Below are 22832 nucleotides of genomic sequence, written 5' to 3'. Positions count from 1 at the left end.
ATGGGAAATTTGGCAACAGCAAGCAAGGTACTATCCAGCATGTGGTCGAGACAACCAACCGGGCCTCGACGCTTGATGCTGGCAATGATCTGAACATACTCAGACCAACCCTGTCAGCACTACACAAAATACGAGCACTCAGCCCGTCACCGTGGCGCAAGCCAGTGCCATTACCTCGGCCGTTTCTGCCGCAGCGCAAACTGTTACCCGAGTAGAAGGCCTGCCCAGCAGCAACTTTGTTTCCAAACCGCAAAAATACCTGATCGAAACCAACCCGGTCCTCACCGAACTCAAGCAGTTCCTGAGCTCGGATTACCTGCTGGCAGGTCTGGGCTACGACCCGGAAGTCAGCGCCAAGCGTCTGGGCGATGGTTTGTATGAACAGCGCCTCGTCCAGCAGGCAGTCGTAGCCCGAACCGGGCAGGCGTTCATCGACGGCCAAACCTCAAACGAGGCCCAGTTCAAGTACCTGATGAACAACGCCATCGCCAGCAAACAGCAGTTGAACCTGGCGGTCGGCGTATCGCTGAGTTCACAACAAGTCGCTGCACTGACCCACGACATCGTCTGGCTCGAAGAGCATGAAGTGAATGGCGAAATGGTACTGGTGCCTGTTCTCTATCTGGCTCAGGCCGACGGTCGCCTTGGTCCGACCGGTGCGTTGATTGCCGGTAACGACGTCTCGCTGATTGCCGGGCAAAACCTCGACAACGTCGGCACCTTGCGTGCAGCCAATAATCTGTCGGCAGTGGCGGGCAACAACCTGGTCAACACAGGGCTGATAGAGGCTGGCAACCGTCTGGACCTGCTGGCGGGTAATGACCTGATCAACACCGCTGGCGGCATCATCAAAGGCCGTGATGTCTCACTGACCGCCATCAATGGCGATGTGATCAATGAGCGCAGCATTACTTCGATGGACAACAGTGCGCGCGGTCAGCGCCACAACGAGTTCGCCGACAGTGCCGCGCGCATCGAAGCCGCCAATGACATGAGCATTTCGGCGGGTCGCGACGTCATCAACAAAGGCAGCGTGCTGGAAAGCGGCCGCGACATGAGCATCCAGGCCGGACGCGACGTCACCATCGCCCCGACCGAAGTCACCAACAGCCTGTTCTCGGACAGCAAACACAACAGCAGCGACATCACCCAACTGGGCTCCACCGCCAGTGCCGGTCGCGACCTGACTGTTCAGGCCGGTCGCGACATCTCCGTCATCGCCAGCCAGATCGACGCCAAACGCGACATCGCCATGGCCGCGACCGAAAACCTCACCATCAGCTCGGCGGCGGACGAAGAACACTCCCTGTCGAAAAGCAAAAAACTGACCCGCCAGGAAGACCACGTCAGCCAGATCGCTGCTGATCTTGATGCAGGCGGCAGCGTTGCCTTGCAGGCTGGGCAGAACCTTGCGGTGATCTCCAGCCGTATTACGGCCGGGAAAGAGGCGTATCTGGTAGCCGGCGATCAGCTGGATATTTTGGCTGCGCAGGACAGTGATTATTCGCTGTACGACAAAAAGAAGAAGGGGAGTTTTGGGGCAAAGAAAACCAAGCGTGACGAAATCACTGATGTGAAAAACATCGGCAGTGAGATCACCACGGGTGGTGACTTGTTGCTGGCGAGCGGCGGAGATCAGAAGTATCAAGTTGCGAAGCTTGAGAGCGGCAAGGACCTGACGATTGATAGTGGCGGTGCGGTTACGTTTGAGGGCGTGAAGGACCTGCATCAGGAGAGTCACGAGAAGAGCAAAAGTGACCTCGCCTGGAACTCGAGTAAAGGCAAGGGTAACACCGACGAAACCCTGCGCCAGAGCGAATTGGTGGCCAAGGGCGAGTTGGCAATCCGGGCCGTGGAAGGTCTGAAAATCGACATCAAGCAGGTTGACCAGCAAAGCGTTAGTCAGACTATTGATGCAATGGTCAAAGCGGATCCGCAACTGGCGTGGCTCAAGGAGGCAGAGCTGCGCGGTGACGTGGATTGGCGGCAGGTCAAAGAAGTACATGATTCGTTGATAGGTACTGCTGTAAACGCTGCAGTTGTAGCAGGGTTAACGTCCGCCACCTCTCAGGCAGTGATAAGCACAGTTAATAATAAAGGTAACCTTGGCGCAGCGCTGAAAGATGTGACATCTGCTGAAAGCATGAAAGGCTACTTGGTAAGTGGGCTGGCGGCTGGGTTTGCCGCGGGAATTCTTGACCCTGCATATGGTGTTTCTCCAGAAAACACAGCGAAAGCAACTCATGGCTTTGATCTGGGAAGTGTCGATGGTTTTACAAACTATGCAGGTTATACGCTTGCGCAAGGAGGGTTCAGCGCTGCAGCAAATACTGCAATAAATGGGGGAAGCCTGACGGATAATCTTGCCCAAGCTGCAATCAGTTCTGCCGCAGATGCTATGTCAGCAGGTATCTACAACAAGCTGGGAACAAAATTGGAGTTTTCAGGGCTTCCCTCAAAGCTGGCTGCGCACGCTCTTGTTGGCGGATTGATCGCTGAGCTTGCTGGCGGTGATTTCCGTTCTGGAGCCTTGGCTGCTGGAGCGAATGAAGCATTTGTAAATTTGGTGGGCGACAAGATTTTTGTAGGGGAATCCCACGATAAACTATTGGCAATGACCTCACAGCTAGTTGGCTTAACAGTTGCGGCCGCCGCGGGTGGGACTGATAAAGACCAAGCCGTCGCCGGTTGGGTTGCTCAGCAGGCCACGACCTTCAATTACCTTGAGCACAGTGAGAAAGAAGCGTTTATAAAAGAAATGCTTGGCTGCGATACTGACAAGTGTGCGAGAGAAAAATGGGAGCAGGGCAAGTTTGATGAGGACAGCCAAGCAAACGTTCAATACGCCAACGACATAGCTGGATCCCAGCGTGCAAGAGAGACTAGAGATCGAGTTCTGGATTCGCTGGGTTCAATCCTGGACATGAATTGCCCTACGAGTGCTTGCGAAGGTTACAAACAGCTCTTGATGGAGCGCTCACTGGGCACGCTGAAAAACCTGAACCAGGTTATCAAGGACTGGGCTTCCGTCGATCAGCGACTCGGGTTGATGGCAGGCGCGGCAGTGGGGGGGCAAGCCAACTACAAATGCGGTTCTACAGCCAGCAGAAGCGCTGGCGTTGACTAGAGTGCAAAAGGCTGTAGATTATCTGCAAGGTGCAAAAGGAACAGGCGAAGCCTCAGGATCAGCAAACAACTTCTCAATTGCCGATCGTGTCTTTGGTCAGCTCAACGAGCCTCGAATGGGGCAACTTGCAGGAAAGCTTGATGCCGATGCCTTACAGAAGCTTGCTAATAATCCTGGCGCTACTCGGTTCATGGACGCAAGGACAGGGCATATCAATGTGATTCAAGAAGTTGAAGGAAAGCTGATTCGAATTACGGTGCCAAGAGATGAGATGAAGATTATTTCTGTTGGCCCAATTAGACCTAATCAAGTTAAAAATTTGTTAGGTAAAGGCGATTTCGTCCCGTTACCTTAAGCTATCGGAGGGGTTGTGGCTTCAATTCATATTGAGGAAATTCAAAAAATTCTGTCTGCGCAAGGCAATAAAGATGCCTTGCCAAAGCAATATAATGGGCAGGGCTACTATCTGGAGATTAGATTTGACAGCTCTACTCGCAAGGCATCTGGGGTTGCTGATGAAGAGTATAAGAATAAAGTAATAACTTTGGATTGTCCTTACGGCACAGTCGTTATTTTGTGTGATGAGGAAGGGCAGTTGAAATCAATTGAGTTAAGTTGACTTTACTAAAGTGACACTCCCGGCACCGGCGCAGCGCCGGTGTTTTTGCAAGCTATAAAGACTGGTTTTTTGGTGCAAAAAACATTTTTCCGGTTTTCACTACCGATATGCCGAATGGTAGTGTTAGGTTTCGTACGAAAAGTATTGCCGCATACAACGTAGGCCGCAGGCCAGCGCGACCATGGCTGCGTAGCTCTTGGTCAGTTTGTCGTAGCGAGTGCCGATTCGGCGGTTCTCTTCTAGCCAGCCAAACATCCGCTCAATGATGTTGCGCTGCCGATACTTTGGACGATCAAAAAGTCGGGGTAAGCCAGGCCGGGGTTTGTGTGGGATGGCGCCGTAGCTGGATCACACCAAAAAAACAGCGATAAACAAACCCGGACATTTCTGTCCTGAAACATCCAAACGCATATCCTCAATCAACAACACCCTTAAGGAAGGTCTGAAGTAGGCATCGATTTTTGACGCTCTCATGGCCTGAGGTTCAAAAAAAGCTCGCCCGATCAGATAATTAGACGTTTTCCGCTCTTAACTCATCGATTTTCCTTCAAACAGCACCTTTCCAAGGCGTTTTTCCGCATTACAGGCGCACCTCTCCCATCGCCAGCAGCCGTTTTCGCACCATCCAAAGGTTCGACAAGGCAAACAGAGTAGCCTGTTGCGCGGTGTTTTTAGCCAGCCCGCGAAACCGGACTTTCGTATAACCAAACTGGCGCTTGATCACGCGAAACGGATGTTCAACCTTCGCCCGTAACTGGGCTTTCGTGAACTCGATTTTGCGATAGACCCGTGCGATCAAACTTTTCTCGCCATGCTTTTTATAACGGCTTGGGCGGGCCGCAATTGACCAGATCATCTGACGATCCTGATGCTCCGCACGCTTGTCCACGCCGGTGTAGCCCGCATCACCGCTGACATAGGTTTCCTCACCATGTAGCAATTGATCAACCTGAGTCACGTCCGCCACATTCGCCGCAGTACCCACCAGGCTATGGACTAAACCCGACTCGGCATCGACGCCGATATGCGCTTTCATGCCGAAGAAATACTGGTTTCCTTTCTTCGTCTGATGCATTTCGGGATCGCGTTTGCCGTCCTTGTTCTTGGTCGAGCTCGGCGCATGAATGATCGTCGCATCGACCACCGTACCTTGGCGCAGCATCAAACCTCGATCACCCAGATAGCCATTGATGACCTGCAAAATCCCGCCTGCCAACTCATGCTTTTCCAACAGACGCCGGAAGTTGAGAATCGTGGTTTCATCGGCGATTCGATCCAGACTCAACCCTGCGAACTGGCGCAGGATCGTTGTCTCGTAAAGTGCTTCCTCCATCGCCGGATCGCTGTAACCAAACCAGTTCTGCATCAGGTGAATACGCAGCATCGCCATCAGCGGATAAGCCGGACGGCCACCTTCGCCCTTTGGATAATGTGGTTCGATAAGGGCAATCAAGCCTTTCCAGGGCACAACCTGATCCATCTCGATGAGAAAGCGCTCGCGGCGGGTATGCTTACGTTTACCCGCGTACTCGGCATCGGCGAAGGTCATCTGTTTCATCAGGGAAGCTCGGTGAAAGGTGTTGGGGTATTTTGCCAAATCAGGAAACCTTTTTCAGAGTTTCCTTAACGCCTAAGCTAATAAAATGATCCAGATCAACACTCCCTAAAACCCCATAAAAATTATCAGCACTCAACAACAGCAAGCCAAACACCACTCGGATTCACAACGGAAGTCCCCAGCAACACCTATCACACAAGGACAATACTGAATGGCGTTGATTTCGTTAGATAGGCCTGCTTCATGTGGATTTAACGATAGACATAGCCCTAAAACTTCTTTCGACTGGGAGGACTTGCGTTATTTTCTGACGTTCGCCGCGGTTAAATCGCTGAGCGGCGCGGCGAAAAAGTCAGGGGTCGAACACGCCACTGTCTCGCGCCGCATCGCTTCTCTGGAAAAATCCCTGAACGTCAAACTCGTCGACCGCCGCAAGCGCCTCTACGAATTGACCGATGATGGCCGGAAACTGGCCGTCATTGGCCGACGCATTGAAGAGCAGGCCGAAGCCATTGGCAGGCTCGCCGTGGCGGCTCAGGACGCGCCTGCGACCGAGGTCACGATCAGCGCGCCCTCATCGGTTGCTATCGAAAAGCTGGTGCCGCAGTTGGGGGCGTTTCGGGCGATGCACCCTGGCATTGTGTTGCGGCTGTTGGGTGATCATCAGTATTCGTCGTTATCCAGTTGCCAGTCAGACCTGTGCATTCGTTTTTCCAGACCTGTCGAAAACGGCATTGTTGCGCGGCGTATCGGGACGGCGTCTTTTTCATTTTACTGTTCGAATTTTTATCTTGAGCAACGGCTCGCTGAGCATTATGAGTTCATTGGCTACGACAGTGAGGTGATGACTGCCAGCCAGAATGTGCTGCTCAGGACTATTGTCGGCGCGCGTCCGTTTGTGCTGGAAGCCAAGACAGTGGAGTTGCAGATCCGTGCCGCAGAGGCCGGTGTGGGCATTGCGTTGCTGCCCGATTTTGCTGTCGAACAAAACCCGCGCCTTTGCCGGCTTGAACTGTCCAGGCCGCTGGAGGTTGATGTGTGGCTGGGTGTTCATGAAGACCTGCGTTCAGTCGCGTCTATTCAGGCGGCGATGAATTACGTGGAAAGCTGCTACCGCTGAAGCCATGGCGACGAGGTAATAAGGCAAGCCTGAAAGGCCCGTGATGTGAAAAAATTCACACCCACCGCTTATTGATCGCCAATTTACACGGTTGAACGTTTTGACGAGTATCAATACCGAGTTGCGAAAAACACAGTTCGCAACTCCGAGGCGTTCAGGAGTCGGCTCGATAACGTTTGATCGGTATTGGTGCTGTTGAATAACTATAAAAAATGCAGTGGCAATGGTCAGTTCAAGCGCATTGGTTACTCCACAAGGGCAGCTGGAGATTCTCATGGCGAACGTAAAAGTTCTCGACGTCACCTTGCGTGATGGCGGATATCGAAATAACTTTGACTTCACTGACGATCAGGCGCGGGTTATTACAACGGGGCTCGCAGATGCGGGAGTTGATCTGTGTGAAATAGGCTACTGCAAGGGGCTCGTTTTCCCCTCAGGCCGGGCATGGTCTTACCAGCGATGTGGCCGCGCGTTACATCCAGACGATCAGGGAGGCGTCACGCGGTCGAATAGAGCTGGCAGTCATGGTCCACCCCAGAAATGTATCGCCAGACGACTTTGCCATGCTTAGAGAGCAGGGCGTTTCGATGATTCGGGTCTGTCTGCGCCGCGAGCAACTGGACGACGGCCTGACTACCGTGTCGCTGGCGCGTGATCATGGGTTCAGTGTCAGCGCCAATGTAACCCATGTGACATCGCAAACCCCGGGCGCAGTCATTGATACGGCGGTTCGCGCAGAAGGCGCGGGGGCGGACATCATCTGTTGCGCCGATTCCAACGGCCATATGCTGCCCACAGATGTGCATCGTCTGTTCAGCCGTCTTTCAAGCAGGCTTGTCGTGCCACTGGGGTTTCATGCGCACAACAACCTGTCGCTGGCACTGGCCAATGCAGCAGCGGCGGTCGAGGCGGGTGCTGAATATATCGACACTTCCGTCTGCGGCATGGGCAAAGGTGCTGGCAATCTGCATTTGAGCATGCTCGTTGCTTACCTGGAGCGGGTGGGCGTGAGCCATGGTTATGACCTGGTGAAGGTTATCGAGTTGTCCGAGACCATCGCCAGCCTGGTACCGCAGAGCAATATGCCCAGCCCGTTCATGGATATCGTCCTGGGTACTTACAACTTCCCTTTCGATGTTCGGCAGCGGATACAGGAAACCCTCGAGCGCTTTCAGTTGACGTCCGAGTACCGTGCGCTCGAAGTCATGCATCAGCAGGATCAGATTGCGCGTCTGGCACCACGGGCGACGTTGCCACCGGTGTTCAACAAACCGTCCAGATCGGTACTGGAGGTGTCGAGATGAGTGCGCAAGTACTTCGCAAACGCATTTGCGTGCTGCCCGGCGACGGTATTGGTGTTGAAGTCATGGAGGCTGCCTTGCCGGTGATCGCTGCGCTGGGCCTGCCTTTTGACCTGCTGCACGCCGACATCGGCTGGGAATGCTGGAGGCGCGAAGGCGAAACCGTTCCGGACGACACCTGGAAGGTTATGGCCAGCTGTGATGCGACGCTGCTGGGCGCGATCACCAGCAAGCCTCTGGCGGAAGCCGAGGCCGAACTGCCGCTGCCACTTCAGGGCCACAGCCGCCGGTATGTCAGCCCGGTCATTCAGCTCAGGCAGAATCTTGACCTGTACGCCAATGTTCGCCCGGTGACCGACATGACCGGCGAAAACAGATTTCGCTTTGTGGTGATCAGAGAAAACACCGAAGGCCTTTATGCTGGGCTGGACTTTGGGCGTATTCCGGACGCGCTCGTGCCCTTGCTTGAAGCGCGCGAAGCACTGGGCGCTGCCTGGCAAAGAGCCGGGCAGGAGGATGCGACCGTTACCCTGCGCTTGCAGACGCGCAGCGGCTTGACGCGTATTTTCGAATACGCTTTTGACTATGCACGGAATAACAATTTCTCTCGCGTAACGTTTGTCGACAAGCCGATGGTGCTTCGCCACAGCAGCGCTTTTGCCCGGGTGATTTTCGAAGAAACAGCGCAGCGCTACCCGGATATAACCGGCGCTATCGAGAATGTCGATGCCGTTGCCCTGTGGATGGTTCAACGACCCGAGCGCTTTGGCGTGATTGTTGCCGAGAACATGTTCGGTGACATCCTCTCGGATCTGGGGGCCGGTGTGATGGGAGGGCTCGGGTTTGCGCCCAGCGGCAACTTTGGCAACTCCGGTGCTTACTTCGAGCCGGTACATGGCAGCGCACCCGCCCATGCGGGGCTGACTAAAGCCAACCCGAGCGCGATGTTTCTGGCCATTGCCATGATGCTGGAACACTTGGGTTATCCGGCCCAATCGGATTGCATTACCCGTGCGGTCAGTCTGGTCGCTCGCTCGGCGGTGCGCACTTATGACCTGGGCGGTTCTCATACCACTTGCCAGGTGGGCGAGGCCATTGTTCAACAGTGTGTGGAGTTGCAGGGGCTGTTGGTTGACCGCCGTGAGCGTTCCCGGTCTGCTCAAGGAGAACGCCATGTCAGTGCCCTTTGAATACACGCCTATCGCGCAGAGCGTGCTCGATGAATGCGAGCATCTGGACACGGCATCGTTGTCTGACGCACTGGACAGCCTTGGCATCGACGGCGGACTGCCGGGCATTGCTTCGCAAGTACCGGGCACACGCTGCGTCGGTATCGCCTTCACGGTGCAGTACCAACCGGTTGATGCGTCAGAAGGGTTCAGAGGGGCTGCCAATTATATTGATCAAGTGCCGAGCGGTTCTGTGATTGTCTCTTCGAATTCGGGACGTCATGACTGCACGGTGTGGGGTGACATCATGACCCACTTTGCCTTGGCCAACGGCATCAAAGGCACGGTTATAGATGGCGTTGCACGTGATATCGATACCGTTATCAACTGCAACTACCCGTTGTTCAGTCGCGGACGTTTCATGCAGTCGGCGAAGAACCGTACACAACTCAAGGCCGTCCAGGTGCCGCTCGTTATAGATGGCATCACCATTCAGCCGGGAGACCTGATGGTGTGTGACGGCAGCGGCTGTGTTGTGGTCCCGCAGCAACTGGCGGCCGAAGTGGTGCTGCGTGCCAGGGCCGTAGAGCAGACCGAGCGCCGTATCATCGAAGCCATATCCTCCGGTTCGACACTTGAGCAGGCGCGAATGACATACCGCTACGACCAGCCCTGGTTGAGCGAGGCTGAACACGGTGGTACGCAAGTGCCGTCGTAGCTCAAAACGCGAAAACGCCGCCTTACCGGTGCCACCCACGGCATCAACTTTTATCCGAATAAATGAATGGAAGATGATCATGAAAATGGAATTGTTCGACGCTCAATCCGTGACTGACGATAACGCTGTCTATCTGGTCAATGTCGTCCACGTCAACGAGAACTTTCAGGGCGCCGCCATTGAAATTCTTGAAGAGACCGTCAATTACGTCGCGCGTACGTACAGCGCTTTCAAGTGGAGCCGGCTGATGAAAAGTACCGACGGCAAGACGGTTATTAACCAGGCGCAATGGAGCGACCGCAGCCAGTTTGAATCGCTGTTCACCGATAACGAGTTCTTGTCACGGTATTCGCGCCTGAAAGAAATCGGCACTTGGGAGTACCACCTCTACAGCGTGGCCGAATACATCACCCCGGCAACGGCCTTGCAAAAAGTAGCCTGATCCGCCTGCTGTTCGGGAGTATGGAGGTTCTCGCCATGCTCTTGGCACAGCCACTCGCGTTTATAAAAAAGGATGACGTTATGAGCGTACTCAATACGGCAATGACTGCGTTGCTGGGGATCGACTGTCCCCTGGCGCTGGCGCCCATGGGCGGTGCGTCGGGCGGGCGTCTGGCAGCTGCGGTTTCCAGAGCCGGCGGGCTTGGTCTGGTGGGCGCCAGCTATGGTGATCCTCAGTGGATGGCGCGTGAACTGGAGTTGATGCGCGACGTCAAGCAGCCTTGGGGCGTGGGTCTGGTGATGTTTACTGTGGCCCGGCGTTTTGAACTGCTTGATCTGGCGCTGCAATACGGTCCCGATGTGATCGCGTTATCGTTTGGCGATGTACGTCCTTTCATCAAGCCCATTCAGCGGGCCAATGCCAGGGTTATCGTCCAGGTGCACGATGTCGATCAGGCGCATTACGCGCTGGACGCCGGCGCGGACGCCTTGATCGTGCAGGGGGCCGAAGCCGGTGGGCACGGTTTGCATCGCTCTTCATTACCGCTGTTCCCGGCGGTCCGCGATGCCGTGGGCGATGCCGTAGTGCTCATCGGTGCTGGCGGGATTGCCGACGGTCGTGGCATGGCGGCCGCATTGGCGCTGGGCATGGATGGCGTGATGATGGGGACGCGGTTTCTGGCCTCCGAGGAGGCGTTGCCGTCGGCGCGGGTAAAGCAGCGTGTGGTGCAGGCGGTGGCAAGCGATACGGTCAGAACCCGTTTGTTTGATCAGGTGCGCGGCATCGAGTGGCCCGAAGGTTACAAGGGCAGGGCGATCGCCAATGACTTCTCGGCGGCCTGGGTCGGTGAAGAGCAGGCATTTGCAGCGTCTGTTGATCGGCTGCACGTCGAGTACGAGACGGCGATGGCTGACGATGACGTCAGTGTCAAAGCCATCTGGGCCGGCGAAGTTGCAGACCTGATCAAGGACATACAGCCCGCGCAGCTGATTATGGAATCGACCTTGCGCGGTTATGCCGACAGCATCGAGCGTCTTCGCGCATTTCGTTAAAGGGTGATCATTCTTCAAGTGATAAGGATCGTCGATCAGACCCGCTTGCCTGAGTGGGTCTTTTATTTATTGCAGGAGCAAGCACCATGAGTTGCCACATCACGCACCAGACCTTCGGTCACGGGCAAGCCCGGGCATTTGTGCTGTCACCGGTCATGCCGGTGTGGGATCAAGGCGCGTTCGCCGGGCCGCTGATCGAGCATTTTATCCGTTCTGGTCATCAGGTGACGGTGTTCGATTCCCTGTCACTGCCTGCCGTGCCAGACGAGTGTTTCAGCGGTTTTGCCGAGCGTTGGGCTGATGCACTCGAACCCTGGGGCGTACCGGATGTGCTGGTCGGTGTCGCCTTGGGCGGTGCGCTGGCGCAGGCGTTGGCCGGTATTTCGTTTTTGTCTGTGACCCCTGCCTTACTGTTGCTTTCTTCCCCGTCAAAAGCCGACGCACTGCTGGATGCAAGGCTTGGGCGCATGGCGGACCTCGCCGAACAGGGTCACGTCAGGCAGGCGAAACGCTTGCTTGACGAGCTGGTTTTGCCCGAAGGCCAGGCACACGCTGAACAAGACCGGTTCGACACTGAAACTGACGCGCTGCTGGCACCCCAGGGGCGGCGTCTGGTGCGTGGTTTTCGACTGCTCGACGGCGTGAATGTCAGTGAGCGTCTTTGCGACTATGAGGGCCGTGTGCTGAGCGTATTTGGTGGCAAATCACAACTGGTTGGCGCCGACCATGTGCTGCGCACCAAAGGCAGTAATCAGCACTCGTTGTGCGTAATTGATGGCGGCATGCGCCCACTGACCGATGATTTGAGGCGCGTGCTGGAAGGCATCGACAGGTTCCTGATCCGCGCGCCGGAGCTGGCGAAATGACCACGCCCGTTGATGAACCAGGCCCGAGCACGCGCTTTATCGACGTGCATTATCACGCCAACCCGGATGCCTTCATTCGCCGTCACGGCGCAATGGAAGCCGGCCGGTGCTACGCAAAGGCGCAGGGCAGGGTGGTGCTGAAGAATCATCTGGGCTGCACGGCTGCTCAGGCGTGGGAGGCCCGTCAGGCGGGGTTTCCGGTCAGTGGGTCGCTGGTGCTCAACGAGATAGCCGGAGGCGTTGACCACCGTGTTGTGGAGCGCAGCCTGTGCATGCGCGGCGACGAATCAGAGCGGTTCATCGTCCATTTTCCGACGGTCACCGGCAGGAAACATACCAGCACGCTGGTCCGCAGCCCGAGCCATCCGATCTTGCAGAGCAAGCCGATCAAGCCCGCGCGGGTGACGTCGCAAAACGGGCGACTCACTCCTCAGGCACTGGATATTCTGAAAATGGCCTGTGACTACCCGTTGGTCATTTCGACAGGGCATGCCGACGCGCATGAAGTCAGGCTGTTGGTGGACGAAGCGATTCGCATGGGAGTGCCAAGGTTGATGCTCAATCAGCCGGCCAATCCGCTCACCGGCTTGAAGGCTGAGGACTTTGTGGCGTGGGGGCGCGAGCCGAATATCTTCATCGAGCAGACGGCGCTCACCTACTTGCTGGGCTATCAGGATAAGCAAGACTTCAGCGCGGTGCTGAGCGAGGTTGCCAATGTGGTGTACAGCTCTGATCTTGGGCAGACCAGTCAGGTTGATGTGTCGCAGTGGCTTTCATTGAGCGAAGGTTGGTTCGAGGCATTTGGCCTCAGCCAGGCGCGCCGGCGCGAAGTGACACTTTCAAACCCCCGGCGCATGTTGGCTGTTTGACTGGCTACGCATCAAGACTCCCCGGATCCGGCCCCGGGGAGTTTTTCTATCAGGCTGTTTCTTCTGCTGCTGAGATGACCGCAACAGGGGAGGCCAATGTTTCTACAGCACGTTGTTCGCGCAGGCCAGCCACCTCCATCAACGGCAATGTCTGCGCGACGAAGTCCTTGATGCCCTGATGATAATCAAGCCAGGTCAGTGCAATCCCGTCGATACCCCAGTCGGCGTATTTCTGCAGCAGTTCCACGATCTGTTGCGGCGTGCCCACCAGCGGTACACCGGCAAAACCTGCCTTGAAGTGAAAGCGGAAACGTTCAGCGTCTTCTGGCGTGAATATGCCCGTCTGGATACCCAGTTCGCGGGTAATGATGTCGCACCCTTCATCATCGCCCAGTTGAGTGGCGTAATAATCGAGGTAGGCATCGGCTTGTGTCTGGGTGTCTTTTTGCACCACGTAGCCGTAACACCAGATTTTTATATCCCGCCCGAACTCAAGCTTGGCGACGTCCTTGTAAGACGCGATCTGCTGACGCACCGCGTCTTCGCCGTCCAGATGTTTGATGATCAGAAAAGCCGCGTCGCAGTGTTCTGCACAGAATCGTTTGCCGCGCGGTGAGCCACCTGCGTTGATCAAATAAGGCTTGTTGAGCGGTCGGGGTTGCGAAATGGCGTCGCAAATATTGAAATAATCGCCTTTGAAATCGAATGGTGTTTGCTGTTCCCAGGCACTTTTTGCGATGTGCAGCCATTCTTCTGCGTAGTCATAACGTTGATCGTGTTCCAGCATGTGGCCATTGAACATGCGCATCTCGGCGCCATACCAGCCGCAGAGGATATTGAGCCCGAAACGACCGCTGCTGATATGGTCGATCGTCACCGCCTGCTTGGCGGCAAAGAGCGGATGTACCGTAGGCAGGTGCGAAGTGGTAAACACTGCGATCTGATCGGTCAAGGCTGCAATGCCGGCGGCCCAGGTGTAGGTTTCAAAGCAGATGCCGCCGGTATTGTTCTCGCCGCCAAAACCTTTCCAGCGGCCTACCGGTATGAATGCTTCAAAGCCTGCACTGTCTGCCATTCTGGCTATTTCCAGATTGCCCGTCCAATCGTCTCCACGCAGGCGTTCCGGCGCATTGGTGACTGTGCAGCCTCCTTCCGTGTTGGTGGAAAAAACACCGAGCTGCATCTTGTTGCGGCTGCTACGCATGGGATTGGTTTTTATCGGGTAATTTTTTTCAGCACGCATGGTGACCTCCCAGGTCATTTTTTATGAAGTTCTTCCCTGTTTCTGCCACGAAGCACAGCGCGATAGTCAACGTGGAGTCAGACAGTACTGCGTTCAGACCGGATTACCCCGGCGTGTAGGAAAATACGGCAATACGTACTCTTCCAGCTCCTGTAACACCTCCTTGGCGGGGCGCTTCAGAGGTTTCAGGTTCAACGCCACATGCGAGACGCCTTCTTCTCGTTGGCGCTCCCACAACCTGATGAGCGCGTTTCGCCCTGTACTGATGCCGCGCCCAACGGTCATGGGGGCATCCTTGTTGTCGTCTAGATCAAAAAATGTCGCATAACCGTAGGGTTTGAAGCGTTTCTGCACGTTGGATTCACGCCAGTGGTCGATGACCTCAGGCAATGTATTGAAGCCGCTCTGGTGCCATATCCAGCCGTCCATGTGGTTTGCCAGCCACTTTATATCCTGGCCACAGCGACCGACTGCCAGCATCGGCAGTCGTCCGCTCCAGGGTTTGGGCAGAAGATCCAGCTCACCGTTCAATTGCCCGTAGTGCTGCGTGGTCAACAGGGGAAAAGAGTGTTCTGTCACTGCGCGTAGAATCTCGACGCATTCTCTGAAACGTGCGGCTCGTGTATCGAAATCCTGCCCGAACGCCGGATACTCACTGGGTCTGTCACCGGTAGACAGCCCCAGCAAAAAGCGCCCCTTGAGCAGCACGTCCAGACTGCAGGCCTGTTTGGCCACGGTCAGCGGGTGACGCAGTGTCATGACGATGCCCGCGGTTCCGATACATATTCGTTGGGTGACACCCGCCAGCAGCCCGGCGTACACGAACGGGTCAAAGATCTGCCCGGCGTCGCCGAACGCCGGATCGAGCATGGGCACATCGCGTAGCCACAGGGCGGCAAAACCCGCCTTGTCTGCCTGTACCGCAAGTGCGATATGGTCGTCCATGGTCGGCACTGCCGAGTTCGGATAACCCTCCAGCGGCGCAATCAGTCCAAAGGTAAGATGGCCGGGTGCGAAAACCTTCGAAAACGCCGAGTGCGCCCCCGATTTGTGCAGGTTGAGTGGCTTGTCCTGGATCATTTGGTTTGCCCCGCCAGACCGGAAGAGTCCTGCGGCAGCTCTTCGTGGGCATGCACACGGCCCAGCAGCGTGAAAACCGCTGCGGCGGTCAGCAAGCTGGCGACACTGAGGATGAACAGCAGGTTGCGAAAGGCCGTGGCGTAATGCTGATGCAGCAGGTCCGACTGGCCGGGGAGGGCATCAACCGCACTTTGCAGATCGCCCAGCGCCGCGCGATTGGCCGCTTCGGTCAGAACCTCAGGCGCGACGCCATTCAGCGCGCCGAACAAACTCCATTGAATGAACGTCGCGAGCAGCGCACCGGCCAGCGCGATGGCGATGCCATCAGCTGAAACACGCACCGCATTGAAAATGCCGGTCGCCATGCCAGCCCGTTCCTTTTCCACGACACTGACCGCCATGCCATCCATCAAACCCCAGGGCAGGCCGATACCGATACCAATCAACGCCATCGGCAGCAGGGCCATGCGGGTCGCACCGCTGTCCAGCACCAGCGCTAGCCAGGCCAGGCCCGCTGCCACCAGCACTAACCCCACGCCCGACAGCACGCCGGAGGTGAAGCGCCGCGCCAGCTGCGCCGCAAGCATCGGCACAATCAGCAACGGTGCGGCGAGCGCGGTCATCATCTGTCCCGCTTCAAGAGCGCTTAGGCCATCGATGCCGATGAACCTGGCCGGCAGCATGATGATCAGGATCACGAAGAAAAATGCCGGGCTGGCGGCGAGAATCTGCACGCCGACAAAACGCGGGCTCTTGAACAGCGACAGGTCCAGCATCGGTCGGGCGGTGCGACGTTCGACCACGATAAAGATCCACAACAGCACGATTGAGCCGATGATGCCGCCCCAGACCTGCGGATGGGCCCAGCCGTCTTCCGGGGCAAGCAGGATGGCGTAGGTGAAGAGGGTCAGTGCCGCGGTGAAGCTGATCGCGCCCGGCCAATCCATGCCTCGGGCCTCCGGGTCTCGGGATTCGGTCGCGCTGAACAGCACCAGTACAAAGCCGAGTGCACCAATCAGTGCGGTGGCCAGAAATGACCATTCCCAGCCTGCCGAATCCACCAGCGCGCCGGCCGCCAGGGGGCCGAATGCCAGGCCGATGCCAAACGTGGTGCCCAGCAGGCTGAACACCCGGGTGCGATCAGCGCCATGAAAGCTCTGCGCCAGCGACGACATGGCCCCGGCAAACGCTGCGGCGCCACCCAGCCCTTGAATCAGGCGCAGTACATCGATCTGCACAACAGATGACGCTGCTGGAATGGCACTGGTGGACACGACGAATATCACCAGGCCAATCAGCCATATCCGCTTTCTGCCATAAATGTCGGTCAGGCTCCCGGCGGCCATCATGGCGCTGCCGTACGTGAGGATGTAAGCGTTGATGACCCAGGTCAGCTCGACCGCCGACCCGCCCAGCGCCTGGTTGATCGACGGCAAGACCACGGCGGGGCCGGTAAAACACAAGGGGATGAGGATCCCGGTCAGGCAGGCGGCAAACAACTGTCCCCACCGCCTGGCTTTGGACGACGCCTGAACGTTGTTTGCTGAAGTCATGTGCAATTTCCCTGTGAGATGTGCGCGATTTTTCGGCGCTGCACGCAGTTATCCAAGGGCACTTGCCCTGCGAGGAGATTAGGGGTTGCGCCTGCAAACAAAAACAGTGCTTATGTTCCGAACGTTCAGGACATGGCTGTCCTTAATAAGGGAGTAGGCAATGGAATCGCTCGGTAGCATTGCGCTGTTTGTGCTGGTCACAGAAACACGAAGTTTTACCCTGGCGGGCAAGCGCCTGGGTATTTCTTCATCGGGTGTGGGCAAGAGTGTCGGTCGTCTGGAGGAAAGCCTGGGCGTGCGGCTTTTTCATCGCAGCACCCGCAGCATTGCCTTGACGCTTGAGGGGTCGATATTTCTCGATCGCTGCAGACGCATTCTGTCGGAGCTGGACGCCGCGCAGTTGGAGCTGAGCAATGCCCGGGATTTGCCAAAAGGCCGGCTGCGTATCAGCGTGCCATTGGTTTTCGGGCTGGTAATGCCGGTCGTTATCCAGTTCATGCGCACCTATCCCGAGATTGAGCTGGACATCGACTTCTCAGACCGTATGGTCGATATCATCGACGAGGGATTTGACGTTGTCCTGCGCACCGGAGAACCGAGCGATTCCAGGCTCATGTCGAAAAGAATGGGCAGTTTTCAGTTGTGCATTGTCGGCTCACCGGATTATTTTGCCCGGCATGGACTGCCTGAACAGCCTGCCGACCTGATACATCACGCCTGTTTGCAGCACAAGTTTCCCTCCACCGGAAAGTTTGAACACTGGCCGCTGCGTCGTGAGCCCGGATCCGAGGATTTCGAGTTGCCGCAGACCATGGTGTGCAATACCACCGAAGTGCTTGTCGAAGTTGCGCGAGCAGGCCTGGGCATTACCTGCCTGCCGGATTTCATGCTGGCCTCTGCCATCCGCAAAGGTGAATTGATACCGATATTGTCTGATTACACTCTGCACACCGGGAGCTTCAGATTGTTCTGGGCATCGAGCAAGCATCTTTCCGTGCGTTTGCGGGTGTTTATCGACTTCATGCACGCGAATTTGTTTGCGCCTGCGAGGGTTGGTCAGGAAGGCCGATCTTAAAGAAGGCCGTGGGAAAGGGCCGACGCACCGGATGGCGTCGACTGGGAGTGCATTTCGTGGCGCTGCGCGTCACAGATTTGTGCCGCGCATTCAGGATAGGACGCAGAGCGTCCAGAAAGGCATGCCGACGCAGAGCGTCGCACGATAGTTGAGATTATCCCGCGCAGGAATGCCGTGGGTGGCGCATCATCGCGAGCTATCCCTGGGCCGCGTTCGGCACATTGATCTGCCCGAGTACGCGCAAATAGAGATGCAGCGTTGTACCGCCCCCCGGGAGTGTTTCCACGCGTACGCCGCCGCCTGCGCCTACCGCAAACTCTTGTACCTGAGCCAGCCCCGTACCTGTTACCTGACCGGACTTTTTGCTGGTGAGGAAAGGGTCGAATATCTGCTCTTGAATGTCAGCAGTCATGCCCGGGCCGTCGTCAGCCACGCTGAGCACCAGATAATCACCATCCTGAAGACGCGGATCCTCTTCCACCGACTCCAGGCGGGTGGCGATGTGGGCCTTGCCCGGCCCCGACATGCCATCACGGGCACTGGTCAGAAGGCTCAACACTGCGGTGTGCAACTGGGCCTCGGCACACAAGACGCCCCAGCCCCTTGCGCGCAGGTCAAACGACAGTTCCAGTTGATCGGCTGCCGAGCGCTGCAGCAGGTCTCGGGCGGCATCCAGCTTTTCACTGACATCGATGCAGATCAGTTCCGGACCGTCCTGGCTGACGCTGCTCAGCAAGCGGGTGACCAGCTTGCGACCATGCTCCACCGCCTGCAGGCCGGTATCACTGAACGTCTCGATATCCGTCGGGCGCCGTGAGCGCATGCGGATAAGTTGCAGGCTGGCGCTGAGTGCCTGAAGCAGGTTGTTGAAGTCATGGGCAATGCTGGCTGTGAGCATGCCCAGCGACGACATTCGTTGCGAGTCGCGCAGGTTCTGTTCAGTGCTCTGGCTTTGACGCTGCGCATTGTCGAGTTCCAGCGCCAGTTGCGCAGCCTGTTGATCACGTTGTTCTGTGAGCAGGCGATATTGCATCAAGGCTGCGGTCTGTCGCGCGAGTGCCAGCAGCGCAAGGCGCTGCTGCTCGGTCAGGACTCGCGGCCAGATATCGATCACACACACAGTGCCCAGCGCATGGCCGGCATCGGTGCGAATCGGCGCGCCTGCATAGAACCGGATGTAAGGAGGGCCGAGCACCAGCGGGCTCTCCTTGAAGCGAGGGTCAGTGGTGGCATCTTCCACCACCAGCACATCGGAAGGCTCCAGGATGGCGTGCGCACAGAATGCCAGATCGCGATGTGTTTCTCTGACGTCAAGGCCGATGCAGGCCTTGAACCACTGGCGCTCCCGGTCAACCAGCGAAACCAGGGCGATAGGCGCATCGCACAGCGTGGTGGCGAGCAGCACGATATCGTCGAAGTCTTGCTCGGGAGCGCTGTCCAGTATCTTCAGGTGCTCAAGCGACAGGACTCGATCTTCCTCGCTGGCAGGAAGTGGCGCAGGGTGGTGGGTCATGGGGGCGCACCGCAATCAGGTAAAAATAAGGTCTTATGATGCCTATGATTCATAGAGGGCGGCAAGGTACATAACGCATAAATAAACACGCGCAAGCGGGGCTTTGACCCTGCGCGCCTTGCGGACCCTGAACCCTCTAAAAGGTCGACAGTCGACGCAGCAGCACCGCGCACATCAATGGCGACATCAGAACTGGACGTTTCTGCGGCGCAAGTTCCGCAGGCCGCCCGGATGATCATCCCGAGCTTACGTATTCGGTCCTTGACTACTGCTTTAACGGCGTGCGTTTAAAATGATGGGCGCAATAAGAATTGCAGTACGCCTGTAATAAGAAGTCTAAGGAAGGTCTGAAGTAGGCATCGATTTTTGACGCTCTCATGGCCTGAGGTTCAAAAAAAGCTCGCCCGATCAGATAATTAGACGTTTTCCGCTCTTAACTCATCGATTTTCCTTCAAACAGCACCTTTCCAAGGCGTTTTTCCGCATTACAGGCGCACCTCTCCCATCGCCAGCAGCCGTTTTCGCACCATCCAAAGGTTCGACAAGGCAAACAGAGTAGCCTGTTGCGCGGTGTTTTTAGCCAGCCCGCGAAACCGGACTTTCGTATAACCAAACTGGCGCTTGATCACGCGAAACGGATGTTCAACCTTCGCCCGTAACTGGGCTTTCGTGAACTCGATTTTGCGATAGACCCGTGCGATCAAACTTTTCTCGCCATGCTTTTTATAACGGCTTGGGCGGGCCGCAATTGACCAGATCATCTGACGATCCTGATGCTCCGCACGCTTGTCCACGCCGGTGTAGCCCGCATCACCGCTGACATAGGTTTCCTCACCATGTAGCAATTGATCAACCTGAGTCACGTCCGCCACATTCGCCGCAGTACCCACCAGGCTATGGACTAAACCCGACTCGGCATCGACGCCGATATGCGCTTTCATGCCGAAGAAATACTGGTTTCCTTTCTTCGTCTGATGCATTTCGGGATCGCGTTTGCCGTCCTTGTTCTTGGTCGAGCTCGGCGCATGAATGATCGTCGCATCGACCACCGTACCTTGGCGCAGCATCAAACCTCGATCACCCAGATAGCCATTGATGACCTGCAAAATCCCGCCTGCCAACTCATGCTTTTCCAACAGACGCCGGAAGTTGAGAATCGTGGTTTCATCGGCGATTCGATCCAGACTCAACCCTGCGAACTGGCGCAGGATCGTTGTCTCGTAAAGTGCTTCCTCCATCGCCGGATCGCTGTAACCAAACCAGTTCTGCATCAGGTGAATACGCAGCATCGCCATCAGCGGATAAGCCGGACGGCCACCTTCGCCCTTTGGATAATGTGGTTCGATAAGGGCAATCAAGCCTTTCCAGGGCACAACCTGATCCATCTCGATGAGAAAGCGCTCGCGGCGGGTATGCTTACGTTTACCCGCGTACTCGGCATCGGCGAAGGTCATCTGTTTCATCAGGGAAGCTCGGTGAAAGGTGTTGGGGTATTTTGCCAAATCAGGAAACCTTTTTCAGAGTTTCCCTAAGGGCGTTTATTTTGTGCAGCGTCGCACAGGAATAACTTAGTTGTAACCTATTGTGTCCAAATTGTGCCCGTTGTGTAATAAACTGCCCGCCGATCTTTACTGCGCTGTAAGGGTCTTTGGCCAATTACTAACGTCCGTACTCTTCTGGAGCAATGCCGATGCCCGGCCCTAATGATTCAAGCCCTGCCGAACTGTTGCCCGAGGGATCTGCCGACGACCGAGTCACCAGCCTGTTGTGGGGGCCATTCTGGTTAGGCGATGCGACCGGCACTCATCTGACCTACAGCTTTCATACTGCAGACTCCGTCTACGCCACCATCTACAGTGGGACCCAGGAGCCCGACGATGCTTACTCGTTGACCGATGCCCAGGCGGCGGCGGCGAAAAGTGCGCTGGATGCATGGAGTGCAGTGGCGGACATCACGTTCACCGAGGTCAAGGACACCCCGGAGAACGTTGGCGACATCCGTTTTGGCGGTTCCAACAACCTGCAAAGCACCGAGTTCGGTCAGGCCTATACGGCGGGTACGGAAGGTAGATCCGGTGACGTCTGGATCGGGCCGAAGGTCAACGCAGCGGATCCCGCGAAAGGCACGGATGATTACCTGACGTTCATGCACGAGACGGGTCATGCGCTCGGCTTGAAGCATCCGTTTGAAGGCACGCAGTACAACGATGTACTGCTTGACGCCAAATTCGAAGACGCCCGCTACACCATCATGAGCTACACCAACAACTACAGCTTCAAGCCCACCACGCCGATGTTGCTCGATGTCGCGGCCATGCAGTTCATCTACGGTGCCAATAACAGCTATCACACCGGCAATGACGTTTATAAGTGGGCACCCGATCAATCGGTGTTCGAGACCATTTGGGACGCAGGCGGCAAAGACACGATCGATGCCAGCAATCAGGCGTCGTTCGTCAAGATCAACCTCAATGAGGGCGAGTTCAGCACCATCGGCAAGGCTTTTCTGGATTACAACCAGAACCCTGATGCCCCGACGCTGATGAACTCCGGGCTGGCGATTGCTTATGGCGCGCACATTGAAAACGCCATTGGTTCCGCCTTCAACGACACGCTGATCGGCAACGATCTGGCGAACGTACTGGATGGTCGTGGCGGTCTGGATATCATGATCGGTGGCCTGGGTAACGATACCTACGTTATCGATCAGGCAGACGAACTGGCACTGGTTCAGGAAAAGGCCAACGAAGGCGTCGACACGCTCAAGATCACCTACGACAACACGTCGGCAACTGCTGCGGTGATCGATCTGAATGCAGGCCCGCTGGCCAACTTTGAAAACGTCCACCTCAAAGGCGAGGGCGAGTTCACGCTGTTGGGCAATGATCGCAACAACACCCTGACCGGTAACGACGCGAACAACGTGATCTTTGGCGGCGCCGGCAATGACAAGCTGGTCGGCGGCCTGGGCGCAGATATCATGACCGGCGGCACCGGTGCTGACCGTTTTGTGTTCAACGACCTGGCAGAGACCGGCAAAGGTGCGGCCAGCGATGTGATCACAGACTTCAACAGCCAGCAGGGCGACAAGCTCAGCTTCCTGAAGATGGATGCCAACGTGGACACCAAAGCCCTTGATGCTTTCAGCTTCATTGGCAGCGGCGAGTTCACCGGGGCCGGCCAGCTGCGCTTTGCCGACCATGTGCTGTCCGGCAACGTCAATGGCGATCTGCATGCTGATTTTCAGGTTCAGCTGGTAGGCGTCACAGCGTTCCATGTTACCGACCTGGCGGTCTGATCGCTGGTTTGAGGTACTGACCTGCACCACAGAGACAGCGCCAGATAGTGGCGCTGTTTTGGTTTACAGACCATCGAGCATCTCTCCTTTTGCTGCTTTTACTGCGCACCGCAATTGGGCATCGTATGGTTTTGACCGTTTTTCAGCACTGCGACGGTGCTGTTACAAAATTTAAAACCACAAATTCAAAATATCCAACAAAACCCACTTGACTCGTCAGAGGCAGCTG

General features: G+C 56.4%; 17 protein-coding genes and 3 pseudogenes. 13 read left to right on the top strand and 7 right to left on the bottom strand.

Annotation, left to right across the window (positions count from 1 at the left end; all coding sequences use genetic code 11):
- Positions 1-127: 127 nt before the first annotated feature.
- The 3 genes and pseudogenes from PSPTO_RS16590 to PSPTO_RS16580 all read left to right on the top strand — a co-directional run.
- Positions 128-3127, top strand: a pseudogene (locus PSPTO_RS16590) (DUF637 domain-containing protein); the annotation flags it as partial.
- 1 nt (position 3128) lies between these two features.
- Positions 3129-3482, top strand: coding sequence for a hypothetical protein (locus PSPTO_RS16585; RefSeq protein ID WP_052746242.1), 354 nt, complete (start codon positions 3129-3131; stop codon positions 3480-3482).
- 15 nt (positions 3483-3497) lie between these two features.
- Positions 3498-3746 carry a hypothetical protein gene (locus PSPTO_RS16580; protein WP_080269316.1) on the top strand — a complete coding sequence of 83 codons (249 nt, stop codon included), beginning with the start codon at positions 3498-3500 and terminating at the stop codon, positions 3744-3746.
- A gap of 123 nt (positions 3747-3869) precedes the next feature.
- On the opposite strand, the pseudogene PSPTO_RS16575 reads toward PSPTO_RS16580, so the two are convergent.
- A pseudogene (locus PSPTO_RS16575) lies at positions 3870-4070 on the bottom strand (transposase); the annotation flags it as partial.
- Between the two features lie 256 nt (positions 4071-4326).
- Positions 4327-5304 (bottom strand): IS5-like element ISPssy family transposase, encoded by a 978-nt coding sequence (locus PSPTO_RS16570; RefSeq protein WP_007247571.1) that lies wholly within the window; start codon positions 5302-5304, stop codon positions 4327-4329.
- A gap of 295 nt (positions 5305-5599) precedes the next feature.
- On the opposite strand from PSPTO_RS16570, the gene PSPTO_RS16565 reads away from it, so the two are divergent.
- The 8 genes and pseudogenes from PSPTO_RS16565 to PSPTO_RS16530 all read left to right on the top strand — a co-directional run bounded on the left by PSPTO_RS16565 (position 5600) and on the right by PSPTO_RS16530 (position 12841).
- Complete coding sequence (locus PSPTO_RS16565; protein WP_046463420.1) at positions 5600-6424, top strand: LysR family transcriptional regulator; 825 nt, start codon at positions 5600-5602, stop codon at positions 6422-6424.
- Between the two features lie 274 nt (positions 6425-6698).
- A pseudogene (locus PSPTO_RS16560) lies at positions 6699-7728 on the top strand (aldolase catalytic domain-containing protein).
- Complete coding sequence (locus PSPTO_RS16555) at positions 7725-8915, top strand: isocitrate/isopropylmalate dehydrogenase family protein (protein ID WP_011104435.1); 1191 nt, start codon at positions 7725-7727, stop codon at positions 8913-8915. Before PSPTO_RS16560 ends, PSPTO_RS16555 begins: the two are co-directional and overlap by 4 nt.
- Complete coding sequence (locus PSPTO_RS16550) at positions 8899-9612, top strand: RraA family protein (protein ID WP_011104434.1); 714 nt, start codon at positions 8899-8901, stop codon at positions 9610-9612. Before PSPTO_RS16555 ends, PSPTO_RS16550 begins: the two co-directional genes overlap by 17 nt.
- Before the next feature lie 73 nt (positions 9613-9685).
- Positions 9686-10054, top strand: coding sequence for an antibiotic biosynthesis monooxygenase (locus PSPTO_RS16545; protein ID WP_010204289.1), 369 nt, complete (start codon positions 9686-9688; stop codon positions 10052-10054).
- An 80-nt stretch (positions 10055-10134) separates the two neighbouring features.
- Positions 10135-11106: an NAD(P)H-dependent flavin oxidoreductase gene (locus PSPTO_RS16540; RefSeq protein ID WP_011104433.1), complete on the top strand. Its 972-nt coding sequence runs from the start codon at positions 10135-10137 to the stop codon at positions 11104-11106.
- Positions 11107-11192: 86 nt separating this feature from the next.
- Positions 11193-11972 carry a hypothetical protein gene (locus PSPTO_RS16535; RefSeq protein ID WP_011104432.1) on the top strand — a complete coding sequence of 260 codons (780 nt, stop codon included), beginning with the start codon at positions 11193-11195 and terminating at the stop codon, positions 11970-11972.
- Positions 11969-12841: a DUF6282 family protein gene (locus tag PSPTO_RS16530; protein WP_011104431.1), complete on the top strand. Its 873-nt coding sequence runs from the start codon at positions 11969-11971 to the stop codon at positions 12839-12841. The genes PSPTO_RS16535 and PSPTO_RS16530 overlap by 4 nt, the downstream gene beginning before the upstream one ends.
- Before the next feature lie 49 nt (positions 12842-12890).
- Here the strand turns inward: PSPTO_RS16530 and PSPTO_RS16525 are convergent, their stop codons facing one another.
- The 3 genes from PSPTO_RS16525 to PSPTO_RS16515 all read right to left on the bottom strand — a co-directional run bounded on the left by PSPTO_RS16525 (position 12891) and on the right by PSPTO_RS16515 (position 16717).
- Positions 12891-14102 carry an LLM class flavin-dependent oxidoreductase gene (locus tag PSPTO_RS16525; RefSeq protein WP_046463419.1) on the bottom strand — a complete coding sequence of 404 codons (1212 nt, stop codon included), beginning with the start codon at positions 14100-14102 and terminating at the stop codon, positions 12891-12893.
- A gap of 75 nt (positions 14103-14177) precedes the next feature.
- Positions 14178-15164 (bottom strand): LLM class oxidoreductase, encoded by a 987-nt coding sequence (locus PSPTO_RS16520; RefSeq protein WP_005766375.1) that lies wholly within the window; start codon positions 15162-15164, stop codon positions 14178-14180.
- Positions 15161-16717 (bottom strand): MFS transporter, encoded by a 1557-nt coding sequence (locus tag PSPTO_RS16515; protein WP_011104429.1) that lies wholly within the window; start codon positions 16715-16717, stop codon positions 15161-15163. The genes PSPTO_RS16520 and PSPTO_RS16515 overlap by 4 nt, the downstream gene beginning before the upstream one ends.
- Before the next feature lie 160 nt (positions 16718-16877).
- Here PSPTO_RS16515 and PSPTO_RS16510 point away from each other — a divergent pair, with 160 nt between their 5' ends.
- The gene (locus PSPTO_RS16510; protein WP_011104428.1) at positions 16878-17792 is read left to right on the top strand and encodes a LysR family transcriptional regulator; all 915 of its coding nucleotides are present in this window, start codon (positions 16878-16880) and stop codon (positions 17790-17792) included.
- A gap of 196 nt (positions 17793-17988) precedes the next feature.
- Here PSPTO_RS16510 and PSPTO_RS16505 read toward each other — a convergent pair whose 3' ends face one another.
- Both PSPTO_RS16505 and PSPTO_RS16500 read right to left on the bottom strand, forming a co-directional pair.
- Positions 17989-19305: a sensor histidine kinase gene (locus tag PSPTO_RS16505; protein WP_011104427.1), complete on the bottom strand. Its 1317-nt coding sequence runs from the start codon at positions 19303-19305 to the stop codon at positions 17989-17991.
- Between the two features lie 485 nt (positions 19306-19790).
- Entirely contained in the window at positions 19791-20768 is a 978-nt protein-coding gene (locus tag PSPTO_RS16500) for an IS5-like element ISPssy family transposase (protein WP_007247571.1), read from the bottom strand.
- A 227-nt stretch (positions 20769-20995) separates the two neighbouring features.
- Between PSPTO_RS16500 and PSPTO_RS16495 the strand changes: the two genes are divergently transcribed.
- Positions 20996-22603, top strand: a complete 1608-nt coding sequence (locus PSPTO_RS16495) for a M10 family metallopeptidase (RefSeq protein WP_011104426.1) — start codon at positions 20996-20998, stop codon at positions 22601-22603.
- The last annotated feature ends 229 nt before the right edge of the window (positions 22604-22832 follow it).

The organism is Pseudomonas syringae pv. tomato str. DC3000, from assembly GCF_000007805.1.
Classification (GTDB): Bacteria; Pseudomonadota; Gammaproteobacteria; order Pseudomonadales; family Pseudomonadaceae; genus Aquipseudomonas; species Aquipseudomonas avellanae.
The sequence above is the reverse complement of the archived record's forward strand: the minus strand, read 5'-3'. Positions and strand labels throughout refer to the sequence as shown.

Excerpts from the sequence above, each read along its gene's own strand:
- PSPTO_RS16570 (WP_007247571.1), bottom strand. The coding sequence starts at position 5,304 with ATGAAACAGATGACCTTCGCCGATGCCGAGTACGCGGGTAAACGTAAG.
- PSPTO_RS16545 (WP_010204289.1), top strand. The coding sequence starts at position 9,686 with ATGATCATGAAAATGGAATTGTTCGACGCTCAATCCGTGACTGACGAT.
- PSPTO_RS16505 (WP_011104427.1), bottom strand. The coding sequence starts at position 19,305 with ATGACCCACCACCCTGCGCCACTTCCTGCCAGCGAGGAAGATCGAGTC.
- PSPTO_RS16520 (WP_005766375.1), bottom strand. The coding sequence starts at position 15,164 with ATGATCCAGGACAAGCCACTCAACCTGCACAAATCGGGGGCGCACTCG.
- PSPTO_RS16540 (WP_011104433.1), top strand. The coding sequence starts at position 10,135 with ATGAGCGTACTCAATACGGCAATGACTGCGTTGCTGGGGATCGACTGT.
- PSPTO_RS16500 (WP_007247571.1), bottom strand. The coding sequence starts at position 20,768 with ATGAAACAGATGACCTTCGCCGATGCCGAGTACGCGGGTAAACGTAAG.
- PSPTO_RS16550 (WP_011104434.1), top strand. The coding sequence starts at position 8,899 with ATGTCAGTGCCCTTTGAATACACGCCTATCGCGCAGAGCGTGCTCGAT.
- PSPTO_RS16510 (WP_011104428.1), top strand. The coding sequence starts at position 16,878 with ATGGAATCGCTCGGTAGCATTGCGCTGTTTGTGCTGGTCACAGAAACA.
- PSPTO_RS16555 (WP_011104435.1), top strand. The coding sequence starts at position 7,725 with ATGAGTGCGCAAGTACTTCGCAAACGCATTTGCGTGCTGCCCGGCGAC.
- PSPTO_RS16530 (WP_011104431.1), top strand. The coding sequence starts at position 11,969 with ATGACCACGCCCGTTGATGAACCAGGCCCGAGCACGCGCTTTATCGAC.
- PSPTO_RS16495 (WP_011104426.1), top strand. The coding sequence starts at position 20,996 with ATGCCCGGCCCTAATGATTCAAGCCCTGCCGAACTGTTGCCCGAGGGA.
- PSPTO_RS16515 (WP_011104429.1), bottom strand. The coding sequence starts at position 16,717 with ATGACTTCAGCAAACAACGTTCAGGCGTCGTCCAAAGCCAGGCGGTGG.
- PSPTO_RS16525 (WP_046463419.1), bottom strand. The coding sequence starts at position 14,102 with ATGACCTGGGAGGTCACCATGCGTGCTGAAAAAAATTACCCGATAAAA.
- PSPTO_RS16535 (WP_011104432.1), top strand. The coding sequence starts at position 11,193 with ATGAGTTGCCACATCACGCACCAGACCTTCGGTCACGGGCAAGCCCGG.